A 21,949-nucleotide genomic window follows, 5' to 3' on the forward strand; every position below is an offset into this window, starting at 1 on the left:
CGCGCCGCCTCCATCGCCCGCTCGAGGTCGGCCGCGGTGCCAAGCCGGACCCGCGCCTGGACGGCGCCCTGGTTGGGGTCGAATACTTCGCCTTCACGCCCCTCGGACGAGTAGCTGGAGCCGCCGATAAAATGATCGATGTCACGCAACATAGGAAAGCGTCCTCAAGGGTGAGTCTGGATCGCCGCTCCACTAGACCCGAGCCGGCGCAAATGCCAGTTGGAGCAAAGCGGAAGAGGAGACGAGCGATGCGCACGCTAGCCTTGATTCCATGCCTGCTGCTGGTCGGCAGCGCGGCCATCGCCCAGCAGCCCGCTTCCCCCGATGCGAAGCTCAAGCGGATCATCGCTCCGGTCAGCGGCGCGCAGATGAAGCGCACCATCGAGCGGCTGGTCGGCTTCGGCACGCGCCACACCCTGTCGTCGCAAACCGACCCCAAGCGCGGGATCGGCGCCGCGGTGCGCTGGGCCGAGGCGGAGATGAAGCGATACGGCCTTCGGACGCTGCAGGCGTGCGATACGGTCACCGGCCGGCGCATCCCGGCCCCGACCAGGGTGTGCAACGCGGTCGCGATCCAGCGCGGCACCGAGCGGCCCAACGACGTGGTGATCATCACCGGCCACATCGACAGCCGAGTCACCGACGTGATGAATGCAACGGCCTTCGCGCCGGGGGCGAACGACGACGGCTCTGGAACGGCGGCGGTGATCGAGGCGGCGCGGGTGCTGTCGAAGCACAAGTTCCCCGGCACGATCGTCTACGCAGCGCTGTCGGGCGAGGAGCAGGGGCTCCACGGCGGCAAGATCATGGCCGATTACGCCAGGGCGCAGGGCTGGAACGTGGTCGCCAATCTGAACAACGACATCATCGGCAACAGCTGCGGCTCCGATGGAGTGTGCAACGCCCGGCAGGTGCGGGTCTTCTCGGAAGGACCGCGATGGCAGGGACGCGAGGAGCTGGCCGGCACAATCCGCAGCCGCGGCGGCGAGAATGACGCCCCGTCGCGCAACCTGTCGCGCTGGCTCGACACCCTGGCCGACCGGCTCAACATCGGCCTCGACGTGATGCAGATCTGGCGCAACGACCGCTTCGGCCGCGGCGGCGACCACACCGAGTTCCTCAACGCCGGCTATCCGGCGGTGCGCATGTCGGTCGCGGTCGAGAATTACAGTCACCAGCACCAGGACGTGCGGGCCGAAAACGGCATCGAATATGGCGACACCATCGACAAGATGGATTTTCCGTACCTCGAGAAGGTGACCAGGCTGAACGTCGCCGCGCTGGCCGCGCTCGCCAGCGCTCCGCCGCCGCCCGAGCCGACGGTCGAGGGGGCGGTGAGCACGGATACGAATTTGAAGTGGCCTCGGGTCGAAACCGCGGCAAAATACATCGTTAGGTGGAGGCGCACCGACGCGAACAATTGGGAGCAACGCAAGACCGTATCTGCTGCTGATGTCGAACACACATCGGCAGACACCGTGACGGGGTACGGAACAACGTTGAAAGGAATCCGTGTCGACGACTGGGTGTTTGGCGTTTCGTCTGAGAGCGCCGACGGCTTCGAAAGCCCGGTCGCATCGGCGGTGCCGGGCGGGGCGTTCAAGCCGTGGGTGGCGCCTGCGGGGGAAAAATGAGCCCCTCCCCTCGATGGGGAGGGGTTGGGGTGGGGTGATCTTCGTCGTAAGGCTCAGCGGTTGAAGCATCACCCACCATCAGGTGCGGTTCCACGGGCTCGCCGGCTCCGTCGCGACATGACTGACGCCGAGCAGGCCATGTGGCGGTTGTTGCGCGAACAATTTTCTGGCTTCCACTTCCGCCGTCAGGTTCCAATCCGCCACTTCATCGCGGACTTCGCCAGCCATCGGGCGAAGCTGATCATAGAAGTCGATGGCGGGCAGCACGAAACCGAGGCGGACGCTCCTCGTTCGGCGAGCATGGAAGCTGAGGGTTATCGGGTGATCCGATTCTGGAACAATGAGGTGCTTGGCAATCGCGAAGGTGTCTATCTCGCGATCGCTGCGGCATTGCGCGGAGATCACCCCCACCCAACCCTCCCCCATCAAGGGGGAGGGCTATAGGTGCCCCGCAAACGCTCCGCTGGACTGCCCTCGCACAAGCAGATCCTCGACTTCATCGCGACCTCGGACCAGCCGGCCGGAAAGCGCGAGATCGCTCGCGCGTTCGGGCTGTCCGGGCAGGACAAGATCGCGCTCAAGACGCTGCTCAAGGACATGGCCGACGAGGGGCTGATCGACTCGGCGCCGGGCCGCGCATTCCACAAGTCCGGCGGAGTGCCCAAGGTCACGGTGCTGAGAATCGTCGAGGCCGACGACAGCGGCAACGTCTGGGGCGTGCCCGAGCAATGGCAGGCGGAAAGCCCGCCGCCGAAGCTGCGGATCCTGGAGCGGGGGCGGCGGGGAGCGCTCGGCATCGGCGACCGGGTGCTGGCGCGGACCGAGGAGCGCGGGGCGGGCCTCATCGCCCACCCGATGAAGAAGCTCGCGAAATCGGCCGAGCTGGTCTTGGGAGTGATCCGCAAGGAGGGCGAGCGGTTCTGGCTGACCCCGGTCGAAAAGAAGGAGCGGCGCGAGCTTGCGGTCAGCGAATTGAAGGACGCCGAGCCCGGCGACCTGGTGCTGTGCGAACTGTCGGGCCGGCCGCCGCGAGTCACGGCGCGGGTCGACGCGGTGCTCGGCGACCCGTTCGCGCCGCGCAGCTTCAGCCTGATCGCGATCCACAAGCATGGCCTGCGCCACGAGTTCCGCGACGAGGCGATCCAGGAGGCGCACCGCGTCTCGAAACTGCCGCTCGGCGAGCGCGAGGACCTCACCCATCTGCCGATCGTCGCCATCGACCCGGCCGACGCGCGCGACCATGACGATGCGATCTGGGCGGCGCCGGATGTCGACCCGGGCAACTCCGGTGGCTGGAAGGCGATCGTCGCGATCGCCGACGTCAGCTTCTACGTTCGGCCGGCTTCCGAGCTCGACCGCGAGGCCCGGGCGCGCGGCAACAGCGTCTATTTCCCCGACCGGGTGGTGCCGATGCTGCCCGAGGAATTGTCGGCCGACATCTGTTCGCTGAAGGCCGGGAAGCCGCGCGCGGCGTTGGCCTGTCACCTGACAATTACGCGCGACGGAACGCTCAAAAGCTGGCGTTTCACGCGCGCGAAGATTTGTGTCGCGGCAAACATTGCCTATGAAGATGCGCAGGCCGCGATCGATGCCGCCGCGCCGGACCGGGTCGAGGTTTCCTCCCCGACCTGCGACATGCCCGAGGTGGGCGGCCCGGTCCCGAAGCAATTGGTCGAGACCGCGCTGATGCCGCTGTGGGCGTGCTGGCGGGCGCTGCTGGCCAGCCGCAACAAGCGTGAGCCGCTCGAGCTCGACATCCCCGAGCGCCGGGTGATGCTCGACGAAAAGGGCCGCATCCTGTCGGTCGCGCCGCGCGACCGGCTCGACGCCCACCGGCTGGTCGAGGACTATATGATCGCCGCCAACGTTGCCGCGGCGCGGGCGCTCGAGGCGAAGAAGGCGCCGGTGATGTACCGGGTCCACGAGCCCCCCGGGCGCGAGAAGCTGGTCGCCCTGAAGGAGAATCTGGCGACGTTCGGAGTCGAGTTCGCACTTGGCCAGGTGATCAAGCCGGCGACCTTCAACCGGATCATCGAGCGGGTCGGCGACGACGACGCCCGCACCGAGATCATGGAGATGGTCCTGCGCACCCAGATGCAGGCGCGCTACGGGCCCGAGCGTCTCGGCCATTTCGGCCTGGCGCTTTCGACCTACGCGCACTTCACTTCGCCCATCCGCCGCTACGCCGACCTGCTCGTCCACCGCTCGCTGGTCAGCGCCTATCGGCTCGGCGAGGGCGGGCTGCCGCCGGGCGAGGACGGCAAGTTCGTGGCGATCGGCGAGGCGATCTCGATGCTCGAGCGGCGCGCGATGGAGGCCGAGCGCGACACCATCGATCGCTACGTCGCGGCCTTTCTTGCCGACCGGGTCGGTCAATTGGTCGAATGCCGGATCACCGGCGTCCAGCCGTTCGGTTTCTTCGCCACCGTCACCGACCTGGGCGGCGACGGGCTGGTCCTCGCGCAGACTCTCGGCCAGGAATATTTCCGCTACGACGAAGCGGCGCGCCAGCTGGTCGGCGAGCACAGCGGCGAGACGTACCGCATCGGCCAGAAGCTGACGCTGCGGCTCGCGGAGGCCAACCCGGTGTCCGGATCGCTGCGTTTCGAGCTGCCCGAGGGGTCGTACGGCGGCGGCGCGCGGCAGCGATCGGACCGAGTGCGCGCCGGTCCTCGCCGAGGGCGCCCCGCCAACATCCGCCACCAGGGCCGAGGCAAGCGCTGAGCAACCTCGAGCGTGCTCGCGCATTGGGTTGTCATGACCCGCTACAGAATCGCCGTCGTCGTCGGCAGCATCCGCGAAGCCTCGCTGAACCGCAAGATCGCGCAGGCGATGTGCGCCGCGACTCCCGACAGCCTCGACTGCCGGATCGTCGAGATCGCCGACCTTCCGCTCTACGACCCCGATCTCGACGACAATCCGCCCGACGCCTGGATCCGCTTTCGCGACGACATCGCCTGCAGCCAGGGAGTGCTGTTCGTGACGCCGGAATACAACCGCTCGATGCCCGGTCCGCTCAAGAACGCGATCGACGTCGGCTCGCGGCCGTACGGTGAGAGCGTGTGGGCGAAAAAGCCGGCCGCGGTGGCGACGGCTTCGCCGGGCGGCATTGGCGGGTTTGGCGCCAACCACCATCTCCGTCAGTCGGCGGTGTTCCTCGACATGCCGATGATGCAGCAGCCCGAAGCCTATTTCGGCGGAGTTTCGGATGACAAGTTCGCCGACGACGGAAGCATAGCGGATGAAGGCCTGCGCAAGATCGCCGAGTCCTTCGGCCACGCATTCGCCGGCTGGATCGACCTGATCCACAAGGGCCGCCACCTGCTCGCCTGCGACCCGGCCGGAAGCGACGGCGAGCGCCCGGCGATCCCGCTCAGCAGTTAGGTTACGCGGCTCCGCTCGCGAAAGCGCGGCTGGTCCCAGCTGCCGTCCCGAAGAATCTCGGCCATCGTCTCGGCGGCGCGAAGCACGTCGACGAAGCCGTTATAGAGCGGCGCGAAGCCGAAGCGCATCAGGTCGGGGGCGCGGAAATCGCCGACCACGCCGCGCTCGATCAAGGCCTGGATCACCGCGTAGCCGGCCGGGTGGGCGAAGCTGACGTGGCTTCCGCGCCGGCTGGGCTCGCGCGGACTGGCGAGCTGGACTTCGCTGCCGCAGCGCGCCTCGACCTCCTCGATAAACCGTTGCGACAAGGCTGCGGCCTTCGCTTCGATCGCCGACATCGGGATCCCGGCGAAGCTGTCGAGACCCGCCTCGAGCGCCGCGATCGCCAGGATCGAGGGAGTGCCCGTGAGGAATTGCGCGATACCCTCGGCCGGCCGGAAAGCGGGCTCGAACGCGAACGGCTCGGCGTGCGCCATCCAGCCGGGGAGCGGAGAGCGAAGCCGGCCCTGCAAGTGCCCGGCGGCAAACAGAAAGGCCGGGGCGCCCGGGCCGCCGTTCAGATATTTGTACCCGCAGCCGACGGCGAGATCGCAGCCGTCTCGTTTGAGGTCGATTTCGATCGCTCCGGCGCTGTGCGACAGGTCCCACAGGGTGAGCGTACCCCGGGCACGGGCAGCGGCATTGATACTTGCCAGGTCGAGCCGCGCAGCGCTCCGGTAATCGACCTGGGTGAGCATCACGACCGCCGTGTCTTCGTCGATCGCGCTTTCGATTTCGCCTGCCGGCACCGTCCTCAGTCGGATGTGGGGCAGGAGCTCGGTGAGCCCTTGCGCGACATAAAGGTCGGTCGGGAAGTTGCCCTCTTGCGAGAGGATGGTCGAGCGGCCGGGCTGCGCCTGCACCGCGGCCGCGAGCAGCTTGAACAGGCACACCGACGTCGATTCGGCGATCAGCAACTCGTCCACATCGGCTCCGAGCAGAGGCGCGAGCTTGGCCGCGACGCGCCTTGGCGCATCGATCCAGCCGTGCCGGGTCCAGCTTGCGATCAAGTCCTCGCCCCATTGGTGCTCGACCGTTTGCACGAGACGCGCCGGCGTCGCCGCGGGCAGCGCTCCGAGCGAATTGCCGTCGAGGTAGATCGTGCCGTCGGGCAGCCGGAAGCGGTCGCGGGCATGCCGGAGCGGATCGGCCGCATCGAGCGCCTGCGCTTCCTCCAGGGTCATTTCACAGCTTCGGCAAGGTGACTCCGCGCTGGCCCATATATTTGCCGGCGCGGTCGGCGTAGCTGGTCTCGCACGGCTCGTTGCCCTTCAGGAACAGGAACTGGCACGCGCCCTCGTTGGCGTAGACCTTGGCCGGAAGCGGCGTGGTGTTGGAGAATTCCAGGGTCACGTGGCCCTCCCAGCCGGGCTCGAGAGGAGTGACGTTGACGATGATCCCGCAGCGCGCATAGGTCGACTTGCCCAGGCAAATCACCATCACGTCGCGCGGCACCCGGAAATATTCGACCGTGTGGGCGAGCGCGAAGCTGTTGGGCGGGATGATGCACACGTCGACCTCGCGGTCGACGAAGCTGTTGGCGGCAAAGTCCTTGGGGTCGACGGTCGCCGAGTCGACGTTGGTGAAGATCTTGAAGTGGTTGGAGACCCGCGCGTCGTAGCCGTAGGACGACAGGCCGTAGCTGATGCAGCCCTCGCGCCGCTGGGCCTCGACGAACGGTTCGATCATCGCGTGCTCAAGCGCCTGCTCGCGAATCCAGCGGTCCGATTGGATGGTCATGGGCGTGGGGTAACGGCCGCGTTGCTGCCCTTCAATCGGGCAGGAACGGCCCCCTTCTTTTTTATGTGGATGAAGGCATTGAGCCGGATTGCCGCTTTCGTCCCAACGGCGGAGCCATTCGGCTCACAGCCTATCCACAACCGTCCCCTTTCGTTCTCGTTTGGAGCAGCGCGGCAGTTGCCGTAGAACATTGCCATGGCCGACATCCTTCGAATTGCCGAGCCGGCAGCCACCGGCGGAAGCCCCGCTCTCCCCCAGAACGTCGAGGCCGAGGCGGCGCTGCTGGGCGCTCTGATGATCGACAATCGGCTGGTCGAGGACATTCAGACCCGGCTCCACCCGCATCATTTCTTCGAGCCGCTGCACGGCCGCATCTACGAGTCGATCCTGCGGCTCACCGACCGCAACATGATCGCCAACCCGGTGACGCTGCGGCCGCTGTTCGAGGCCGACGAGGGCATCAAGGAGGTCGGCGGCCCGGCCTATCTGGCGCAGCTCACGGGCTCGGGCGCGGCGGTCATCGGAGCGCGCGATTTCGCCGCTCAGATCTACGACCTGGCTTTGCTTCGGGCGCTGATCGGGGTCGGACGAGAGCTCGTCGAAAGCGCTCTCGACACCAGCGAGGAAGTCGCTCCGATCGCCCAGATCGAAAAGGCCGAGACCGAGCTTTACAAAGTCGCCGAGGAAGGCGGCGCCGAAGGCAAGGCGAAGTCGTTCGGCGAAGCCACCAAGCTGGCAATCGAAATGGCCGAGCGGGCGCTCAACAGCGGCGGCCATTTGTCCGGAATCACCACCGGGCTCGACACCTTGAACTCGAAAATCGGCGGCTTGCACGCGTCCGATCTCATCATCATCGCCGGGCGACCGGGCATGGGCAAGAGCTCGCTGGCCACCAACGTCGCCTTTGCCGCCGCGCAGCGCTTCCTGCGTGACGCCGAGGACGGGATCGAGCCCGGCAAGGGGGCGGGGGCCGCGGTCGCGCTGTTCAGCCTGGAAATGTCGGCCGACCAGCTGGCGACGAGGATCCTTGCCGAGCAGTCGGGCATCAGCTCCGAAAATCTGCGCATGGGGAAGATCAGCAAGCAGGAGTTCCGCCAGCTGGCGCGGGCCGCGGGCGAGCTTCAGAGCCTGCCGCTGTACATCGACGACACTCCCGGACTGACGATCGCCGCGCTTCGCGCCCGCGCCCGGCGGCTGAAGCGCCAGAAGGGCATCGGCATGGTGATCATCGATTACCTGCAATTGCTCCAGGGCACCGGCCGGAACAACAACGAGAACCGGGTTCAGGAAATCTCCGAAATCAGCCGCGGCCTCAAGCAATTGGCCAAGGAGCTCGACCTGCCGGTGGTCGGACTGTCGCAATTGAGCCGAGCAGTGGAGAGCCGAGAGGACAAGCGGCCGCAGCTGTCCGACCTGCGCGAATCGGGCTCGATCGAGCAGGACGCCGACATCGTGCTGTTCATCTACCGCGAGGATTATTACGTCGCGTCGCGCGAGCCCAAGCGGCCGGCCGAGGGCGACGATTCCAAGATCCACGAGGCGCACGAGGAATGGGCGCGCGACATGAACCGGGTCTATGGCCTGGCCGAGCTGATCGTCGCCAAGCAGCGCCACGGAGCGACCGGCAAGGTGCGCCTCAAGTTCGACAGCCGGATCACCAAGTTCAGCGACGCCGCCGACGATTCCTATCTGCCGGAGATCCGCAGCTAGGGCGGCGACACCATCGCAAATTTAAGGTCCGACATCGCCGGGCTGATGCTTGTGGACCGGCCGGGCCTTGACCCGCCCGAGCCCCAGCGCGCGGGCGACGTCGTCATCCCAGCCGTAGATGTCGGGCCGCAGCTGCACCCTGCCTCCGTCGAAGAAGGCGGTGTGATAGAGCAGCCGCACCGGGATTTGAGTCTTCAGCTTAACGAATGTCTCGTCGGCGCTGACCAGCGCCTCCTGGAACTTGGCTTGCACCCCGTCGTGGACGGCCAGCATCAGCGCAAAGCCGATCGCATCCTCGACCCGAACGCAGCCGTGGCTGCGGTGTCGCTCGGGCTGGCCGAACAGCGCCTTGGCGGGTGTATCGTGGAGATAGATCGCATGCTTGTTGTGCATGTCCAGCTTGACCTTGCCGAGCGCGTTCTTCGGTCCGGGCAGCTGGACCAGGCGCCCGTTCCGCCATTCCATATGCTGCTCGGCGAAGTAGCCCGGTCCCTTGGCCTCGAGTTCGTCCTCGTAGATGGAATCGGGCACCCGCCACATCGGATTGGCGACCAGCTGGAAGATCGGCGAGGCGAGCTGCGGCGTTTCCCAGCCGGGCTCGCCGACGACCACGTTGCGCCGGTCCGAGTGCCGCCCGTCGCGCCAATAGTCGAGGAAGGCGGCGCCGGTGTTGACGTCGATACGCGTCGGCGGCGGGTCGCGATCGAGCCAGCGCAGGCGCTCGAGCGCGACCGCAAGCTGGCGCGCGCGATCGCCGGGGCCGGTGTTCAGCGCATTCACCGTATCGATGCCGATCACGCCGTCGACCTTCAGCCCGTAATCGCCTTGCATCCGCTTGACCGCATCGACCACCGCACCGGAGTAGGTTGGCGGCGGCGGTCGCTGGTCATCCGCGCGCGGCAAATATCCATTTGCTTCCAGCGCGGCGACGATGGCCGGCAATCGAGCATCTCGGCCGCCGGGTTTGAGGGCTTTGCCGGGCGCGATCGGCGGCGGCAGCACCCGATTCTCCGCGGCGATCGCGAGGTAGTGAAGATAAGCCCGTGAGAGGGCCCGATACTCTTCCGTCGCTGGCGCGAGCGACTCCAGCCACGCTTCCAGCTGACCCTGCTCGACCGCTCGCGCAAGGGCTGCGGCGATATCGGGCTTCGGCCGGGGCAGGGTGTAGATCTTGCCGACCTTCGCCGGGTCGGCGTAGCCGCGGGCCAGCGCCGATGCATAGTCAATCGCCGCGCCGGTCAGCGCCGCCTCGCGCTCGGCGCGGTCCTTGGGCAGGGGTTCTTCCAGGAACATGTCCTGGCGCAATCCGTGCGCCGGCGCCTGCCTCAGCGCCTGGAGCAGCGTCTTCTGGGCGGCGCGGTCCCACGCCGCCTGCCAGTCGCGGGCTTCATAGAATGCCCGGGCGGCCGGCTCGCGAACCTCCGCCTGGAGCGCGTCGGGCGTGAATTCGCCGGAAGTTCCGCAACTCGCGAGTGGAACGCTGAACAGGGCAAGGCACACGGCCACGCCGCACCGGAAAAAAGCAGTCACGATGTTCCAACGCCGACGGCTCGCTTGCCGATCCATTTTGCGACCGGCGGCGGCGCTCAGTCCTCGATCAGATTGGGGTCCCGAAGCCCCTCGCCGATCGCCGCTCGGGCGACGGCGGCTTCGCTGCTGGTCACCGGGTAAGCGCAATAGTCGGCCGCATAATAGGCGCTCGGGCGGTGGTTGCCCGAGAGCCCGACGCCGCCGAACGGGGCATTCGACGGGGCGCCGTTGGTCGGCTTGTTCCAGTTGATCACGCCGGCGCGGATGTTTGCCCAGAAACGGTCGTAGAGGGCGGGGTCGCCGCCGACCAGGCTGGCGACGAGCCCGAAGCGAGTGTTGTTCGCCTCGTCGATCGCGGCGTCGAAATCCTTGACTCGGACGAGCTGCAGGACCGGGCCGAACAATTCCTCGTCCGGGCGATCGGCAATGTCGGTGACGTCGATCAGGGCGGGCGTCAGGTACGGCCGCTCTTCGACCGGGCGGTCGAGCCGCCGGACCGGCTTGCCGCCCTTCATCATCAGTCCGAGCCACGCTTCCTGCAGATGGTCGGCGGACTGGAGGTCGATCACCGGGCCCATGAACGGCTGCGGATCGGCGAAGGGCTCGTCGACGATGATCCGGTCGATCAGCCGCTGGATGGCCTCGATCAGCGCGCCTTCCTTGCCGTCTTCGACGATCAGCCGGCGGGCGGCGGTGCAGCGCTGGCCGGCCGACAGATAGGCCGACTGGACGACGATCGCCGCCGCCGCGTCGACGTCCTTGGCGCCCCACACCACGATCGGATTGTTGCCGCCGAGCTCGAGCGCGAGGATCTTGTGCGGAGCATCGGCGAACTGGCGGTGGAGCGCCTTGCCGGCGCGCGCCGAACCGGTGAACAGCAGCCCGTCGATTCCGGGCTCGGCGGCCAGCGCGCGGCCCTGGTCGGGGCCGCCGATCAGCAGCCGGACGACGCCTTCGGGGATCTTCGCCTGGTGATAGCATTCGACCAGCAGCTCGCCGGTCGCCGGAGTCTTCTCGGATGGCTTGAAGACGACCGCATTGCCGGCGATCAGCGCCGGCACGATGTGGCCATTGGGAAGGTGCGCCGGGAAGTTGAACGGTCCGAGCACCCCCAGCACCCCGTGCGGCTTGTGGCGCACGGCAATCTTGTTGCCGAGCGCCGCCTCCAGCTTGCGCTGCGGAGTGCGCTCCGAATAAGCGTCGATCGAAATCTGGACCTTGTTGATGACCGCCGCGACCTCGGTCCGGGCTTCCCAGAACGGCTTGCCGGTTTCGCGCGAAATCAGGGTCGCGAACTCTTCCTCGCGCTTGCGAACGACGTTGGCGAAGCGGCGGACGGCCTCGCTTCGATAAGCGAGAGAATGCGCAGCCCAGGCCGCCGCCGCGGCGCGTGCGGCAGCCACTTCGGCGGCCGCGTCGCCAACCGGACCGGACCAGATTTCGGCGCCGGTCGCCGGATCGCTCGACACCAGGCTTTCAGGCTTCTCGTTTCTCGCCATTGCGCCGGGCGCTCCACGAACTTGGGCGCGCCGTCAAGCGGGTGACGCCGTGTCCCCGGCCATCGCCTCGCCCATCCGGCGGACCGATGCGATCTTGGCCTCGAACGGTCCCCAGTCGTCGCGCTCGGCGATCGCCGCCCAGATCGCCTCGACTTCCTCGATGTGCATCGAGCAAGGCCCGTCATCGGACCAATAGGCATGCGTGACCGGCCGCTCGCGGCCGCGGAGCGCTTCGGCCAGCGCTCGGAACGGCTCGGACGGATAGCGGTCTTCACCCGGGTCGCGACCGCCGCGCCAGTCGAAGAAGATGCGGTCGATCTGGGCTTCGCGCGATTGGAGCGCGCGGACGAGCGCGGCGGCGAGCGCTCGGTCGTCCTCGGCGTTGCGCGGAGCAACTCCGAGCCGCTTGAGCAGCCCCTCGACCAGGGCGTCCTCGAATCGGTGGCCCCAGGCGGCGAGCGCCTCGGACAGCGGCGGGGCCTCGGCGACCAGGGTCAGGGAGCCGGCGAATTGGGCCAGGTCCCAATGGACCGCCTCGGGCTGGCGCCCGAACGCGTAGAGGCCATTGTAGTCGAAATAGGCGGCGGTGAAGGCCGGGTCCCAGTCGGGCGTGAAGCGCCACGGGCCATAATCGAAGCTCTCGCCGGTGATCGCGACATTGTCGCTGTTGAGGACCCCGTGGACGAAGCCCGCCGCCATGTAGCTGGCGGCGAGGCCGGCGGTCGCGGTGGAGACGAGGTCGAACAGCCGCAGCGCGTTGGCGGCGGTGTCGTTCGATGGCGGCTCGCCGTACAGGTGGGCGAGGCAATAGCGGACCAGCTTGTCGATGTTGTCCGCCTCTCCCAAGAAGGCGAACCGCTGGAAGCTGCCGATGCGGATGTGGCCGTGGCCGAGCCGGGTGAGGACCGACGAGCGGGTCGGCGAGGGCTCGTCGCCGCGGACCAGCTCCTCGCCGGTCTCGAACAAGGCAAAGCTCTTGGACGTGTTGACTCCCAGCGCCTCGAGCATCTCGGTGGCAAGCACCTCGCGGACTCCGCCCTTGAGGGTCAGCCGCCCGTCGGCGGTGCGGCTGTAGGGCGTCGTTCCCGAGCCCTTGGTGCCGAGGTCGAGCAGCCGGCTACCCCTTTCGGAAGCCGGGGCATCGCGCAGCTGGGCGAAAAGGAAGCCGCGGCCGTCGCCGATGTCCGGGTTGTACACTCGGAACTGATGGCCGTGGTAACGCAGCGCCAGCGGCTCCTGGAGGTTGTCGGGCAGCGGCTCGAAACGGCAGAAATGCGCCTCCCACTGCGGGCCGTCGAGGTCGCCGAGGCCGACGCGCCCGGCCCAGCGGCGGTTGAGGAAACGCGGAATGGCCGTGGGGAACGTCGCGGGCTCAACGGCATCGTAGAAATCCGCGCCGAGCTCGAGGATCCTGGGGTCGGCGCGATAGGAACTTGCGACTGTCATCAAGGCCTTGTGCCGACGCCGCCGCCCTTGCGCTAGTCGTGCCCAGCTTATCGATCAAAAGGTGACAGTGACCGTGAGGGAGTCGGCATACACATTGGCCTGGACATTCTGGGTTGCGGGTATCCGCCCGTAGACCGGCAGGTCGACGGTGGTTCCGACCGCGCCGAGGCCGTCGATCCCTTCGCCCCAGATGACAAGCCGGTTCGAGTCCTTGAACAGATTATAGGCGAGTTGCGCGGCGCCGCCTGTCATTCGCCGGTCCTGGACGGTGCCAGTCCCCGGGCCGATGGAGACCGTGAAGCTCGTTGGCGCATCGCAGCTGACATGGACATTGCCCACCCCATCGAGGGCGGACTGGGCCAGCGGGTCATAATTGCCGAAACTCACTCCCTGCGTACTGACGCTGCACGCGGCCATTGCAGCGCTCGACGCGGCAAGCATCAGGCAGGCCGCCGACAAGCGGATGCTCCATCGCGAGATCCGGCTCATTGGACAATTCTCGCGCATTTGACATCGCCCAAATGCGGCTGTGGGTCGGTCGTCTGGGCGAATCGAAACTGCAGTCGGCAGCTTCCGTCCGACCAGGATGCGGTCGCCCAATTTTCTGCGTCCAGGCCCGTCAGATAGACTTCGCCTCCAGGCGCGCTGACAAATTGCTCCGATCCTTGGTCCAGAATGACCATCGAGCCCGCCGGCAGCAACGAGCCGTCGGCAAGCACAATCCGGACGATTCCGGCGCGGGCCGGCTTCACCCCGAAGTCAACTTCGATCCCGTGCCGGTCATAGGGACGAACGGTCCGCTCCTCGCCGCTCAGTTCAGCGTTCATCGGCAGGTCGGCGACGTCGATCCGCAGGCTGTTGCGCTCGAACGGCCGCAGCCGCGGAATGACGACGCGGCCGTTCGCACCGGTTCGTCCGACCAGCTGGTTGTCAGCATAAACCCTGACGTTCGGATAGTCGCCGACGCGGACGGTCGCGAAGCTCTGGTCGAGTTTGCGCGATGCAAAGACCTCGCCGCCCACCGTTGCCAAACCGCCGGCGGTTGAAAGCCGAACACCTGTCCGCCCGTCCGTCCACGTAAGCTGGGCGTCATGGGCGCCAAAGCTCGTGTGAGCGGTGATTCGTCCGTCGATCCGAGTAAACTCGCCGGATGAAACGGTGAACTGATAGCCCAGCCCCTGACCCACCGGCACGTTCCTCTGGAGCGCGGCCTTGAACGTCAGCCTGTCGTTGAGCAGCGACGCTCCCGTAGAGCTGCTTGCGCCTCTGAAAGGCATTACGACGAGGAGGTCCGCGGAAAGGCCGCGGTCGCCCTTGAGGCTCTTGCGCCCCGCTAGGTGGAGGCTTCCAAGCCTGCCCAGCCGAAGCGAGGCGTTCGCGCTAACAAACTCCACGTTCGGCTCGGTGCGGCCATCGCGGCGAAGGTAGGAAACACCCAGCGACCCGAATTCCAGCGGAATCCCGGCAAAACCCCGGATGATCGCCGCTGGCGCCCTCCGTTCGGGAGTCCAGCCAAGCGATGCATAGTCGTCGCTGTTGAACTCGGCAGTGAGGCCGAACGAGGCGCCGCGCGTTCGCCGCTCAAAGGCAACTGCGGCGGACAAACCGGCGCCGGGCGCCGACCGGCTGCCCGCCATCGAAGCTTGGACATGGCCGACGCCGGTAATAACCAGGCCCGCAGCCAAACCCGCTGTCTGCACATCCTTGCTCGCTTCGACATGCGCCTCGGCCGTGAAACTGTTGGTGAAACCGTAACGGTGCGTCGCCGACAGCGCCAAGGGACCGTAGGCATGGCTCTTCTCGCCAAACGAGCGGCGCAGGAAGCCGATCTCGTACGAATAGTCATGGAGCCCGCGTCGGAGCAGACTCGGCGCGGCGTAATAGGCTTGGGTGAAAATCTGCTCCCGGCCGAGCAGATCGCGAACGATGAGCTGCACGTCGCCGCTGCCGGTGACCACTGGAACATCGGTGATCTCGAAAGGCCCGGGACGGACATTGCGGCTGTCGCGCAGCGCATCGTTTACGTAGATGTCGACGATCGACGGCACGGCGGCGGTTCCGCCCAGCGACGGGAGCGGAATGGTGACGAAGCCCGGCTGGACCGCGAATTTGCGGGCGAGTTGGATTCCGCCGAAGCGCAACGGGCCTCCGCCGACCCCGCCGCGGGTGATGCCGTCGCCCAAGCGAAGCGACCGCATCCCGATCGGGTCGTCGATGGTCCAGTGCGTGTCCAGGCGGACAAGCTCGGCGCCCGCGTTCTCCCAGCGTCCGAGGAAGCTTGCAATACCAACGCCAAACCTTGTGAAAATGCCTGCCTCGAAGGCGCCGCCGACCGACGTAACGCCGTCTGCCGCCTGAGCGCTGACATCGTAGTTCGCAAAGGCGCCGGTCCCGCCGACGACTTCGTCATCAATTTCGACCGGAGCATAGGAAAGGCGCGTGGGCCGGAAGGTCTCGGCCGGCACGGCAACTCTAAGTGTCTGGGTTGCCTCGTCCAACTGCAGCTTCACTCCCGAGATGCCATTCAGGAGATAATGCTGCTGGCCGCCATGGCTCACGGCTGGAAGCGTCCCATCGCCGAGGCGCCAGGTCGCGAGGAGTTCCGCTGAAACGTAGAACTGGTTCCCCGGCCGCCTCAACACCGGGACGGGCTCGCCCGCCGGTTCGCCGTTGACGCTAACCGAGAGCAGCGTCTCCTGCAGCTCGGCATCGGCTTGCGCGCGCTGGTTCTGCGGCGCCGCGCCAGCGTTCGGCGCGGTGAGCAGCAGCGTGAGCAGGCTTGCGCTATTCCAGAGTGATTTGGATCTGGGTTTCACCAGCCGGGCTCCGAACCTTCAGCGCCAAGGGCAGCCCGACCTTCAAGTGAGGAGCTTTGCCCATTTTCCAGCGTCTCGCGCTGCCGGGGAGCACCACGCCGATTTCCGTCGACCGCAGTTGCTCCGCGCCCTGCTGTGCCGAAAGCTCGGCGACCTGCCCGTAAAGCGATCCGGCGTTGCTGCCCTCAACCCACAGATCGCCGGCGGCATTGCGCCAGGCACGCCAGGAAATGTCGGTCTTGCCGCCCCTTCTGGGCAGGACGTACAAAGGAAGGTCCAGGCGCAAAGTGACCTGGATCTGGCCCGCGATGGGTATCTGACGCGGAATCTCCTCGAGGATGATTCGATAAGCGCGCGCGGCATCGCGATTCTTCAATCCGACTCGGAGGAGCTGCGCCTTGCCCGGCGCGATGGTGAAGATCGGCGGCGAGGCGATGACGTTGCTTGTGGCCTTGTGGACGTCGATTCCATTGACCTGCGTCCATTCGAGGGCGATGACCCTCACCGCCACCGCGACAGCGTCGCTGTTCGCAATCGTCAGCGACGCTGTCTGGCGGTCGGCGGGGAGGTTGATTCGCACCGGGTTGACGTTGAACGATCCCGCTAAGGCTGGATCGGCCAACGCCGCACCGGCAATCAACCACGCCAAGGCTGCTGCCCAAATGGTCCGGCGAGTGCCGAACCTGGCGCTTTTCCCCACTGACATCTTCAGGTGTAGCTGACTGTAACCGTGACCGTGTCGGCGTAGCTGCCGACCGGCTTCGTGGTCTGCCCCGACGGAATGCGGCCGTAGATCGTTGTCGCCTGAGCGTTTCCGCTGCCGGTTCCGGTGATCGTCGAGCCATTGCCGGTGGTGCCGTCACCCCAGATCGTCAGGCGACCCGAGTCGGTGTAGAGGGTGTAATCCAGCAGGTTGAGGCCGCTGGTCATCTTGCGCGAGCTGATCGTCGCGAGAGACCCGCTGCCGGCGTTCGCTTTCGCAGTCCAGGCCGTGCCGTTGGTGCAGGTGACGGAGATCCCGCCGGTACCATCGACATTCGCGTTCAACGTCACGTTCACGTTGCCGAACGCAACCGCCGTTGTGGTAACAGCGCAGTTCGACGTGACCGTCGCGGTCGCGGACAGACTGCCGGTCGCGTCAGCGGCGAGCGCCGGCTGCGCCGCAATCGCGGCAACGGCCGCTCCGGTGAGGGCAAGCATTCGCAAGGTGCGGGTGGTGGAATTCAACATCATGATTCTCCGTGTTCGTGGGGGCTTGTGATCACCGCATTCGAGCGGCGTCCTTGGCACTATGACGGCCGCAGCAACTCAACTTGGAGCGCTCGGGCTGACTTTCCTGCTGGAACTTTTTATTTATTCCCAAAGACCTAAGCCAGGCTTACCCGGCGGTCCGATACGGATGATTCAAAAGCGACGGGCGACACCGCCGGTTTCCCCGATTCGGGAAGCCTCGGCTTGGGAACGACAAAAAAGGGGTGGAGGTGCGCCCAGTCAGGAGTGCGCAAGTCTCTGCGGCAATTCCCTGAATAGCAGCGATTCTACAGGGTATTTCATCATTTTTGGAGGTTGTTTGGTGACTTCGCGCCTGTGGCAGGCGCAGTTTTGCGCCACTTCCGAGGCCGATTCCCTGCCGGACAAAACAGTGAAATGCCGCCACGCGAGCAGCGAAGGTTCGTTCCGGTAACAGTGATTCTGGATGTCAGATGCGAGCCCGATCAGCGAAGAACCCTAATGTCCGCTTTCGACCCTTTGCAGACGCTAAAAGCGCGTGCAAAGTGAGCTCGACAGCCAGCAAGGAGGTCCGACATGGCAAAAGCACGACAGAACGCGTTCATGAAGCCGGTGAAGCCATCCCGTGAGCTGGCAGCCATCACGGGCGACGCTCCGCTGCCGCGGACTGAGGTCGTCCGCAAAATCTGGAATCACATCAAAAAGAACAATCTTCAGAACCCCAAGAACAAGCGCGAGATCGTCGCCGACGACAAGCTTCGCCCCGTGTTCGGCAAAGAGCGCGTGACCATGTTCGAGATGAACAAGCATCTCTCGAAACACCTGAGCTGAGGTAGGAGCCACTGCCAATCCAATGTCTGCTTTCCACCCATTGCGGACGTTCGCGCACTCTAGCCGGTGAGTATCTCAATCCAGCGACGATGAACCCATCCCGAGCGACATGAAGGCGTCAGAGTGATGTCTAACCCGACATTTTCACGGCTCCCACAAGAAGCGCCGGGACGGCTGAATACGACCCCCAGCCACTCCCCGCGCCCGTCGCAGGTGTAGACACGCTCGCCCTCACGGAGCGCCTCTAACTGGCGGAAGCGCCGAGCCGGACCAGCGCGGACCCGCAAACGAAACGGACCCACTTCCCTAACAACCGCAAGATTGCAGACATTGCTTTTCACGCTGCTGGCTGGAGGCAAGCTACCGGACCAGACTGGGACACTCGGCTGGGTGCTGGCCCCGCCAAACAGCATCAGGATCGCAAGCGACAGCGCCACGAGAGCCTCCTAATCCTCTTTCTGCTCCGAACGGGTGGCTTCGGCAATGTCCGCTTTCGACCCAAAGTGGAAATTAGAACCGACAGTGAGGAATGGACTTCACCGTTCGCAGCACGCTACTTTTCCGGCATGGGAACTGTCGGGGGGAAGCTGGGCTGCGCTGCTGCCTTTTTGGTTGCCATCGTCGTCAGCTTCCCGCTTCTGTTCGCATTAGCGTGGTCGGGCGCTCACTGCGAACCTGTCCCCCAGTGTCAAAGAGCAAGCGAGCAGCACTTTGGGGCGATGCTCGCCGGTGTGGCAGCGGTCGCGGGCATGACCGGGCTTCTCCTCCGATCGGTCATAAATAGCCTTGCAGCGCACCGTGATGACGAGGGCACTTCAGCTGGCTTCGCGATTGCCGCCACGTTAGCGGCTCTCGTTGTCGCGGGGTTGGTCATCCTGGTCGCGTTCGCGGTTCTCGATCGCACCTACGGTTGAGTCCGCTTTCCACCCATTCCGGACATTAGCGAAATGTCCGCTTTCGACCCATTGCGGACATTAGCGCGGTCGGGGTACGACGCCCGTGAGGTCGCCGATGGAAGACGCACCGGAGCAACAGGTCCTGTTCTACATAGAAGGCCCTAACAGGGACGGCTGCGTTTACATCTGCTCGTCGGAATCCGGCCAATTGGTGCCATAATATGGGGCCGACCGATAAGGTGGGGGAGGTCCTGTCGCAGTGGCTTGCCTCACTGGACGATGCCGAGGACTCTTGATGCCTGCGCTGCGCAATCACGGCCGGCTTTGGTCAGCAAGTGACATTGCTGAGCTCAAGTCGATGGTCGCCCAGCAAATTGAGTTGAGGGAGATCGCAGCCCAACTGGGACGGACGGAGGAAGCCGTCGCGACGAAGCTCTACGGTCTCTACGGGCGGCACACCACGCGAGTGTCCGGGAAGCGCCAGCAGCGTCGCCGCAACGGCGCTTCGTTCTTTCTCAGCTAACTCATCGCATTTCAGTCTGAGGGCGTCCGGATGTAGGTGACCCGCTCAAGAGGAACGAAAAATAGAGCCCCACGTTTTTCCTTGGCGCGGCTTCTCTCTCTCTTCTGTGCCGTGCGAGGACCCTTCCTGGCCCGCCTACCAACCCTGGGGGGCGGGCCATTTTCGTTTAGACCCAGAACAAAAATATTGCGGCAGCTGCGACTAGCGCGCGCGCTATTCCTGGAGTTGAAGCATACCGCCCGGACTCATTGGCATCGAGTCGAGTTCCGATGGCCTCGCGACTGTTGAGAAAGGAAGGCCCACCCTCCCGGGTGGGCCAGGTGCTGCTTAGACCAGGAGAATAGTAGGTCCAAGCGCATACGTGGGTCGTGCAAGCCGGTTCCGGCCTTACGAGTTACAGGCGTCTGTCAGTGTCAGTACCCGTACCTGAACCTGTGGTGGTCCGGTTTGCCGTGGTCGAGCCGCGGTATTCGACGTGATCCCGATCCCGGCGCTTCAGGCCGAGCAGACCGGCCAGCCCGAGGAGACCCAAGAGGCCCCATGGGAAGTCATCGTCGTCGTCTGCATCGCGAGCCGTATCGCGTCCCGCATCGTCCCGAGCTGCCTCGGTATCGTCCGCAACGGTCGTGGTGAGCTGGTTAGCTTCGTCAGCAAGCTGGTTTGCCTGCTCGGAGACCTCGTTGGCTTGCTCGGTGACTGCTTCGTTCTGGGCCAGCGCAGTCGCCGGGAGCGTCAGCAGAGCCGTGGCCATGAGGGCTTGTTTGTATTTGGAGATCGAGGACATTTTAACCTCTCCCTGTTTAGCCTGCGTCCGAGTGCAGTTGGCAGCAAACGTGTGAGCGGGCGGGAGGGTTGCGGTAGGTTTGAGCTTGTGGGTGGGAATGTCCGCTTTCCACCCATTGCGGACGTTGGCAGGTTAGTTATGTCCTGATGGGGTGGGTCGATATAGAAAGCCGCTTGCAGCCAGTTACACCGGCTTGACGCTTCTCGGGGCCACAGGTGGTGCTGCGCTCGCGCTCCTGAGCGCGGCCATGTTTCTCTTCCGTAGCGAATGTGAGCCGATACTGAGGTTCGTGCTTCGTGCGTTTTCGAAAGTGCGCCACTACACTCCCGAGACCTACTACTTCTGGGCTGGGTCTGTTGGGCTGCTGGCGGTTCTATGGCTGGCGCTTTTCCTTGGCGCGATAACAAAAAAACCTGCCGAAGACCGGCATGTGGACGCGGCCCTCCGGCGAAGGCTCAAGCCGACCATTCGGGGCGCACCAATTGAAGACGAGTAGATGTCCGCTTTCCCCGCATTGCGCACGTTAGCGGCTTATGTCCGCTTTCCACCCAAATCGGACATGCGGAACTACACGGCAGGCGGAGCCAACCACATCTGTCGGCGTTGCCCACGCATGGACCGCATTCTGTGGTTGATCGCGATTCTCGCGGCGGGGTCCTGTGAGGCTTCCAATACTCCTGTGCTGCCGGTAACCCCTCCACTCGCGACCGCGGGCGCAGCGGACGACGGCACCTTTCTTCAACGCATCGACCCTTTGGGTGGGCAATGGTCGGTCGAGCGAATCGGCGGAGAAGACTTCCAACGCTTCAAGGCGTGGATAAACTTCAGCGCCGGGGGCTTCCTCAATCATGGGGCGGGTTGCAGCGGCGCTTACCCAGCCTTTTACCGGCTCCACGGACGGCGGCTCACAATCATCCGGCGGGAGGATGTCCGGGTCGGGAAATGCGGCTCGGGCGCGCCGGCAACCGCGGCTGCGGCAGCCGCAAGCGAGCGGCGACTAGCCGAAGTCCTGGACCATGCGACGGCCTGGGAAAAGCCGAATGATCGGACGCTGATTCTCACCGCAGAGGACGGCACCCGCGCTGTGCTTACCCGGCCTGTCGAACCGCATCCCGACCTCGCTGGCCGCTGGATCATAGAGACCATTAGCGGCGAGGCTTTCGTGACCGGACGGCGTCCGCCGATCCTGACCATATCCATGAGATCGATCGGTGTCGTTGCAGATTGCAACAGGATCGGAGCCCGGTTCACTACCCCAGCGCCGGGCCGGATCGCAGTCACCACACCCGCCGTGGGGACAGAAAAAGGCTGCGATCCGGAGGACAGTGCCGAAGACGCGCTGATGACGAAGGCGATGATTTCCGCAACCGCTTACCGTTTCAAGAGCGGCCGTCTTATCTTCATCGGTGGTCCGGGAATGGTTTTGCGCCGACCGTCGGCGCCTAATCGCCGGCTTGCGGGTGAGTATGAATCGTGTGGGAACACGCTGCTCGGCGCCTATCACGAAGGGCCAATCACTCTCGCGATCAATGAGCGCACGATGCGCGACAACGCCGGTTGCACGGCCGAATACAGTGCTGAAGGTCCAGAACTGAACCTCCGACTGGCGAACAACCCAGCCTGTGCTGCGAAAGCACCTCCATTCGTCCCGGGTGAACCCGTCTCGGTGGGCGGCATGATCTCGACGCTTGCCGTGACCCGTCCGGACGGTTTCGGTTTCAACGATGAAGGCCAGCTGATCCTGCGAACGAACCGCGGCCTGCTAATGATGTGCCGCAAGGGCTCGCCAACGCCGTTCGGTGGTTGAACGACTTTGTCTGGCATAATGTCTGCTTTCCACCCATTGCGGGACACGGGGCGCGCGTGCGAACCTGACCTCAGTAGGAC

At 65.4% G+C, this 21,949-nt stretch carries 20 protein-coding genes and 1 pseudogene; 10 read left to right on the forward strand and 11 right to left on the reverse strand.

The annotated features are described in order from the left end of the window. A pseudogene (locus tag H0T81_RS06635) lies at positions 1–149 on the reverse strand (methylmalonate-semialdehyde dehydrogenase (CoA acylating)); the annotation flags it as partial. 99 nt (positions 150–248) lie between these two features. Here H0T81_RS06635 and H0T81_RS06640 point away from each other — a divergent pair. The 4 genes from H0T81_RS06640 (at position 249) to H0T81_RS06655 (ending at position 5,018) form a co-directional block, all read left to right on the forward strand. After that, positions 249–1,634: a M20/M25/M40 family metallo-hydrolase gene (locus H0T81_RS06640; protein ID WP_294011160.1), complete on the forward strand. Its 1,386-nt coding sequence runs from the start codon at positions 249–251 to the stop codon at positions 1,632–1,634. 138 nt (positions 1,635–1,772) lie between these two features. Beyond that, positions 1,773–2,078, forward strand: coding sequence for a DUF559 domain-containing protein (locus H0T81_RS06645; RefSeq protein WP_294011239.1), 306 nt, complete (start codon positions 1,773–1,775; stop codon positions 2,076–2,078). Continuing rightward, on the forward strand, positions 2,079–4,358 hold the full coding sequence (locus tag H0T81_RS06650) for a VacB/RNase II family 3'-5' exoribonuclease (protein ID WP_294011162.1): 2,280 nt from the start codon (positions 2,079–2,081) through the stop codon (positions 4,356–4,358). Between the two features lie 33 nt (positions 4,359–4,391). Continuing rightward, positions 4,392–5,018 (forward strand): NAD(P)H-dependent oxidoreductase, encoded by a 627-nt coding sequence (locus tag H0T81_RS06655; protein ID WP_294011163.1) that lies wholly within the window; start codon positions 4,392–4,394, stop codon positions 5,016–5,018. Here H0T81_RS06655 and kynU read toward each other — a convergent pair. Next, the gene (gene kynU, locus H0T81_RS06660) at positions 5,015–6,241 is read right to left on the reverse strand and encodes a kynureninase (protein ID WP_294011165.1); all 1,227 of its coding nucleotides are present in this window, start codon (positions 6,239–6,241) and stop codon (positions 5,015–5,017) included. The two genes, H0T81_RS06655 and kynU, sit on opposite strands and share 4 nt — an antisense overlap. Position 6,242: 1 nt before the next feature. Beyond that, entirely contained in the window at positions 6,243–6,797 is a 555-nt protein-coding gene (dcd, locus tag H0T81_RS06665) for a dCTP deaminase (RefSeq protein WP_294011167.1), read from the reverse strand. Between the two features lie 195 nt (positions 6,798–6,992). Between dcd and H0T81_RS06670 the strand changes: the two genes are divergently transcribed. After that, complete coding sequence (locus H0T81_RS06670) at positions 6,993–8,507, forward strand: replicative DNA helicase (protein WP_294011168.1); 1,515 nt, start codon at positions 6,993–6,995, stop codon at positions 8,505–8,507. A 21-nt stretch (positions 8,508–8,528) separates the two neighbouring features. On the opposite strand, the gene H0T81_RS06675 is transcribed toward H0T81_RS06670, so the two are convergent. The 7 genes from H0T81_RS06675 to H0T81_RS06705 all read right to left on the reverse strand — a co-directional run bounded on the left by H0T81_RS06675 (position 8,529) and on the right by H0T81_RS06705 (position 17,028). After that, complete coding sequence (locus H0T81_RS06675; RefSeq protein WP_294011170.1) at positions 8,529–10,037, reverse strand: L,D-transpeptidase family protein; 1,509 nt, start codon at positions 10,035–10,037, stop codon at positions 8,529–8,531. A 56-nt stretch (positions 10,038–10,093) separates the two neighbouring features. Next, positions 10,094–11,536 carry a succinylglutamate-semialdehyde dehydrogenase gene (gene astD, locus H0T81_RS06680; protein WP_294011172.1) on the reverse strand — a complete coding sequence of 481 codons (1,443 nt, stop codon included), beginning with the start codon at positions 11,534–11,536 and terminating at the stop codon, positions 10,094–10,096. A gap of 33 nt (positions 11,537–11,569) precedes the next feature. Beyond that, positions 11,570–12,982 carry a protein adenylyltransferase SelO family protein gene (locus tag H0T81_RS06685; protein WP_294011174.1) on the reverse strand — a complete coding sequence of 471 codons (1,413 nt, stop codon included), beginning with the start codon at positions 12,980–12,982 and terminating at the stop codon, positions 11,570–11,572. A 54-nt stretch (positions 12,983–13,036) separates the two neighbouring features. Next, entirely contained in the window at positions 13,037–13,471 is a 435-nt protein-coding gene (locus H0T81_RS06690; RefSeq protein ID WP_294011176.1) for a spore coat U domain-containing protein, read from the reverse strand. Continuing rightward, a complete protein-coding gene (locus H0T81_RS06695) occupies positions 13,468–15,798 on the reverse strand; it encodes a fimbria/pilus outer membrane usher protein (protein ID WP_294011178.1) in 2,331 nt (776 codons plus the stop codon). Before H0T81_RS06695 ends, H0T81_RS06690 begins: the two co-directional genes overlap by 4 nt. After that, positions 15,767–16,438, reverse strand: a complete 672-nt coding sequence (locus H0T81_RS06700; protein WP_294011180.1) for a fimbria/pilus periplasmic chaperone — start codon at positions 16,436–16,438, stop codon at positions 15,767–15,769. The genes H0T81_RS06695 and H0T81_RS06700 overlap by 32 nt, the downstream gene beginning before the upstream one ends. 68 nt (positions 16,439–16,506) lie before the next feature. Continuing rightward, positions 16,507–17,028 carry a spore coat U domain-containing protein gene (locus tag H0T81_RS06705; protein WP_294011182.1) on the reverse strand — a complete coding sequence of 174 codons (522 nt, stop codon included), beginning with the start codon at positions 17,026–17,028 and terminating at the stop codon, positions 16,507–16,509. Between the two features lie 576 nt (positions 17,029–17,604). Here H0T81_RS06705 and H0T81_RS06710 point away from each other — a divergent pair. The 3 genes from H0T81_RS06710 to H0T81_RS06720 all read left to right on the forward strand — a co-directional run bounded on the left by H0T81_RS06710 (position 17,605) and on the right by H0T81_RS06720 (position 19,278). Then, complete coding sequence (locus H0T81_RS06710) at positions 17,605–17,859, forward strand: SWIB/MDM2 domain-containing protein (protein WP_294011184.1); 255 nt, start codon at positions 17,605–17,607, stop codon at positions 17,857–17,859. Between the two features lie 503 nt (positions 17,860–18,362). Then, a complete protein-coding gene (locus tag H0T81_RS06715; RefSeq protein ID WP_294011186.1) occupies positions 18,363–18,773 on the forward strand; it encodes a hypothetical protein in 411 nt (136 codons plus the stop codon). Positions 18,774–19,050: 277 nt separating this feature from the next. Beyond that, positions 19,051–19,278, forward strand: coding sequence for a hypothetical protein (locus tag H0T81_RS06720; protein ID WP_294011188.1), 228 nt, complete (start codon positions 19,051–19,053; stop codon positions 19,276–19,278). A 394-nt stretch (positions 19,279–19,672) separates the two neighbouring features. On the opposite strand, the gene H0T81_RS06725 is transcribed toward H0T81_RS06720, so the two are convergent. Continuing rightward, positions 19,673–20,062 carry a WGxxGxxG family protein gene (locus H0T81_RS06725; RefSeq protein ID WP_294011190.1) on the reverse strand — a complete coding sequence of 130 codons (390 nt, stop codon included), beginning with the start codon at positions 20,060–20,062 and terminating at the stop codon, positions 19,673–19,675. A 193-nt stretch (positions 20,063–20,255) separates the two neighbouring features. Here H0T81_RS06725 and H0T81_RS06730 point away from each other — a divergent pair, with 193 nt between their 5' ends. Next, positions 20,256–20,558, forward strand: coding sequence for a hypothetical protein (locus H0T81_RS06730; protein ID WP_294011192.1), 303 nt, complete (start codon positions 20,256–20,258; stop codon positions 20,556–20,558). A gap of 117 nt (positions 20,559–20,675) precedes the next feature. Next, positions 20,676–21,869 carry an META domain-containing protein gene (locus H0T81_RS06735; RefSeq protein WP_294011194.1) on the forward strand — a complete coding sequence of 398 codons (1,194 nt, stop codon included), beginning with the start codon at positions 20,676–20,678 and terminating at the stop codon, positions 21,867–21,869. Positions 21,870–21,949: the final 80 nt, after the last annotated feature.

The organism is Sphingomonas sp. (assembly GCF_013812825.1).
Taxonomy (GTDB): domain Bacteria; phylum Pseudomonadota; class Alphaproteobacteria; order Sphingomonadales; family Sphingomonadaceae; genus Sphingomicrobium.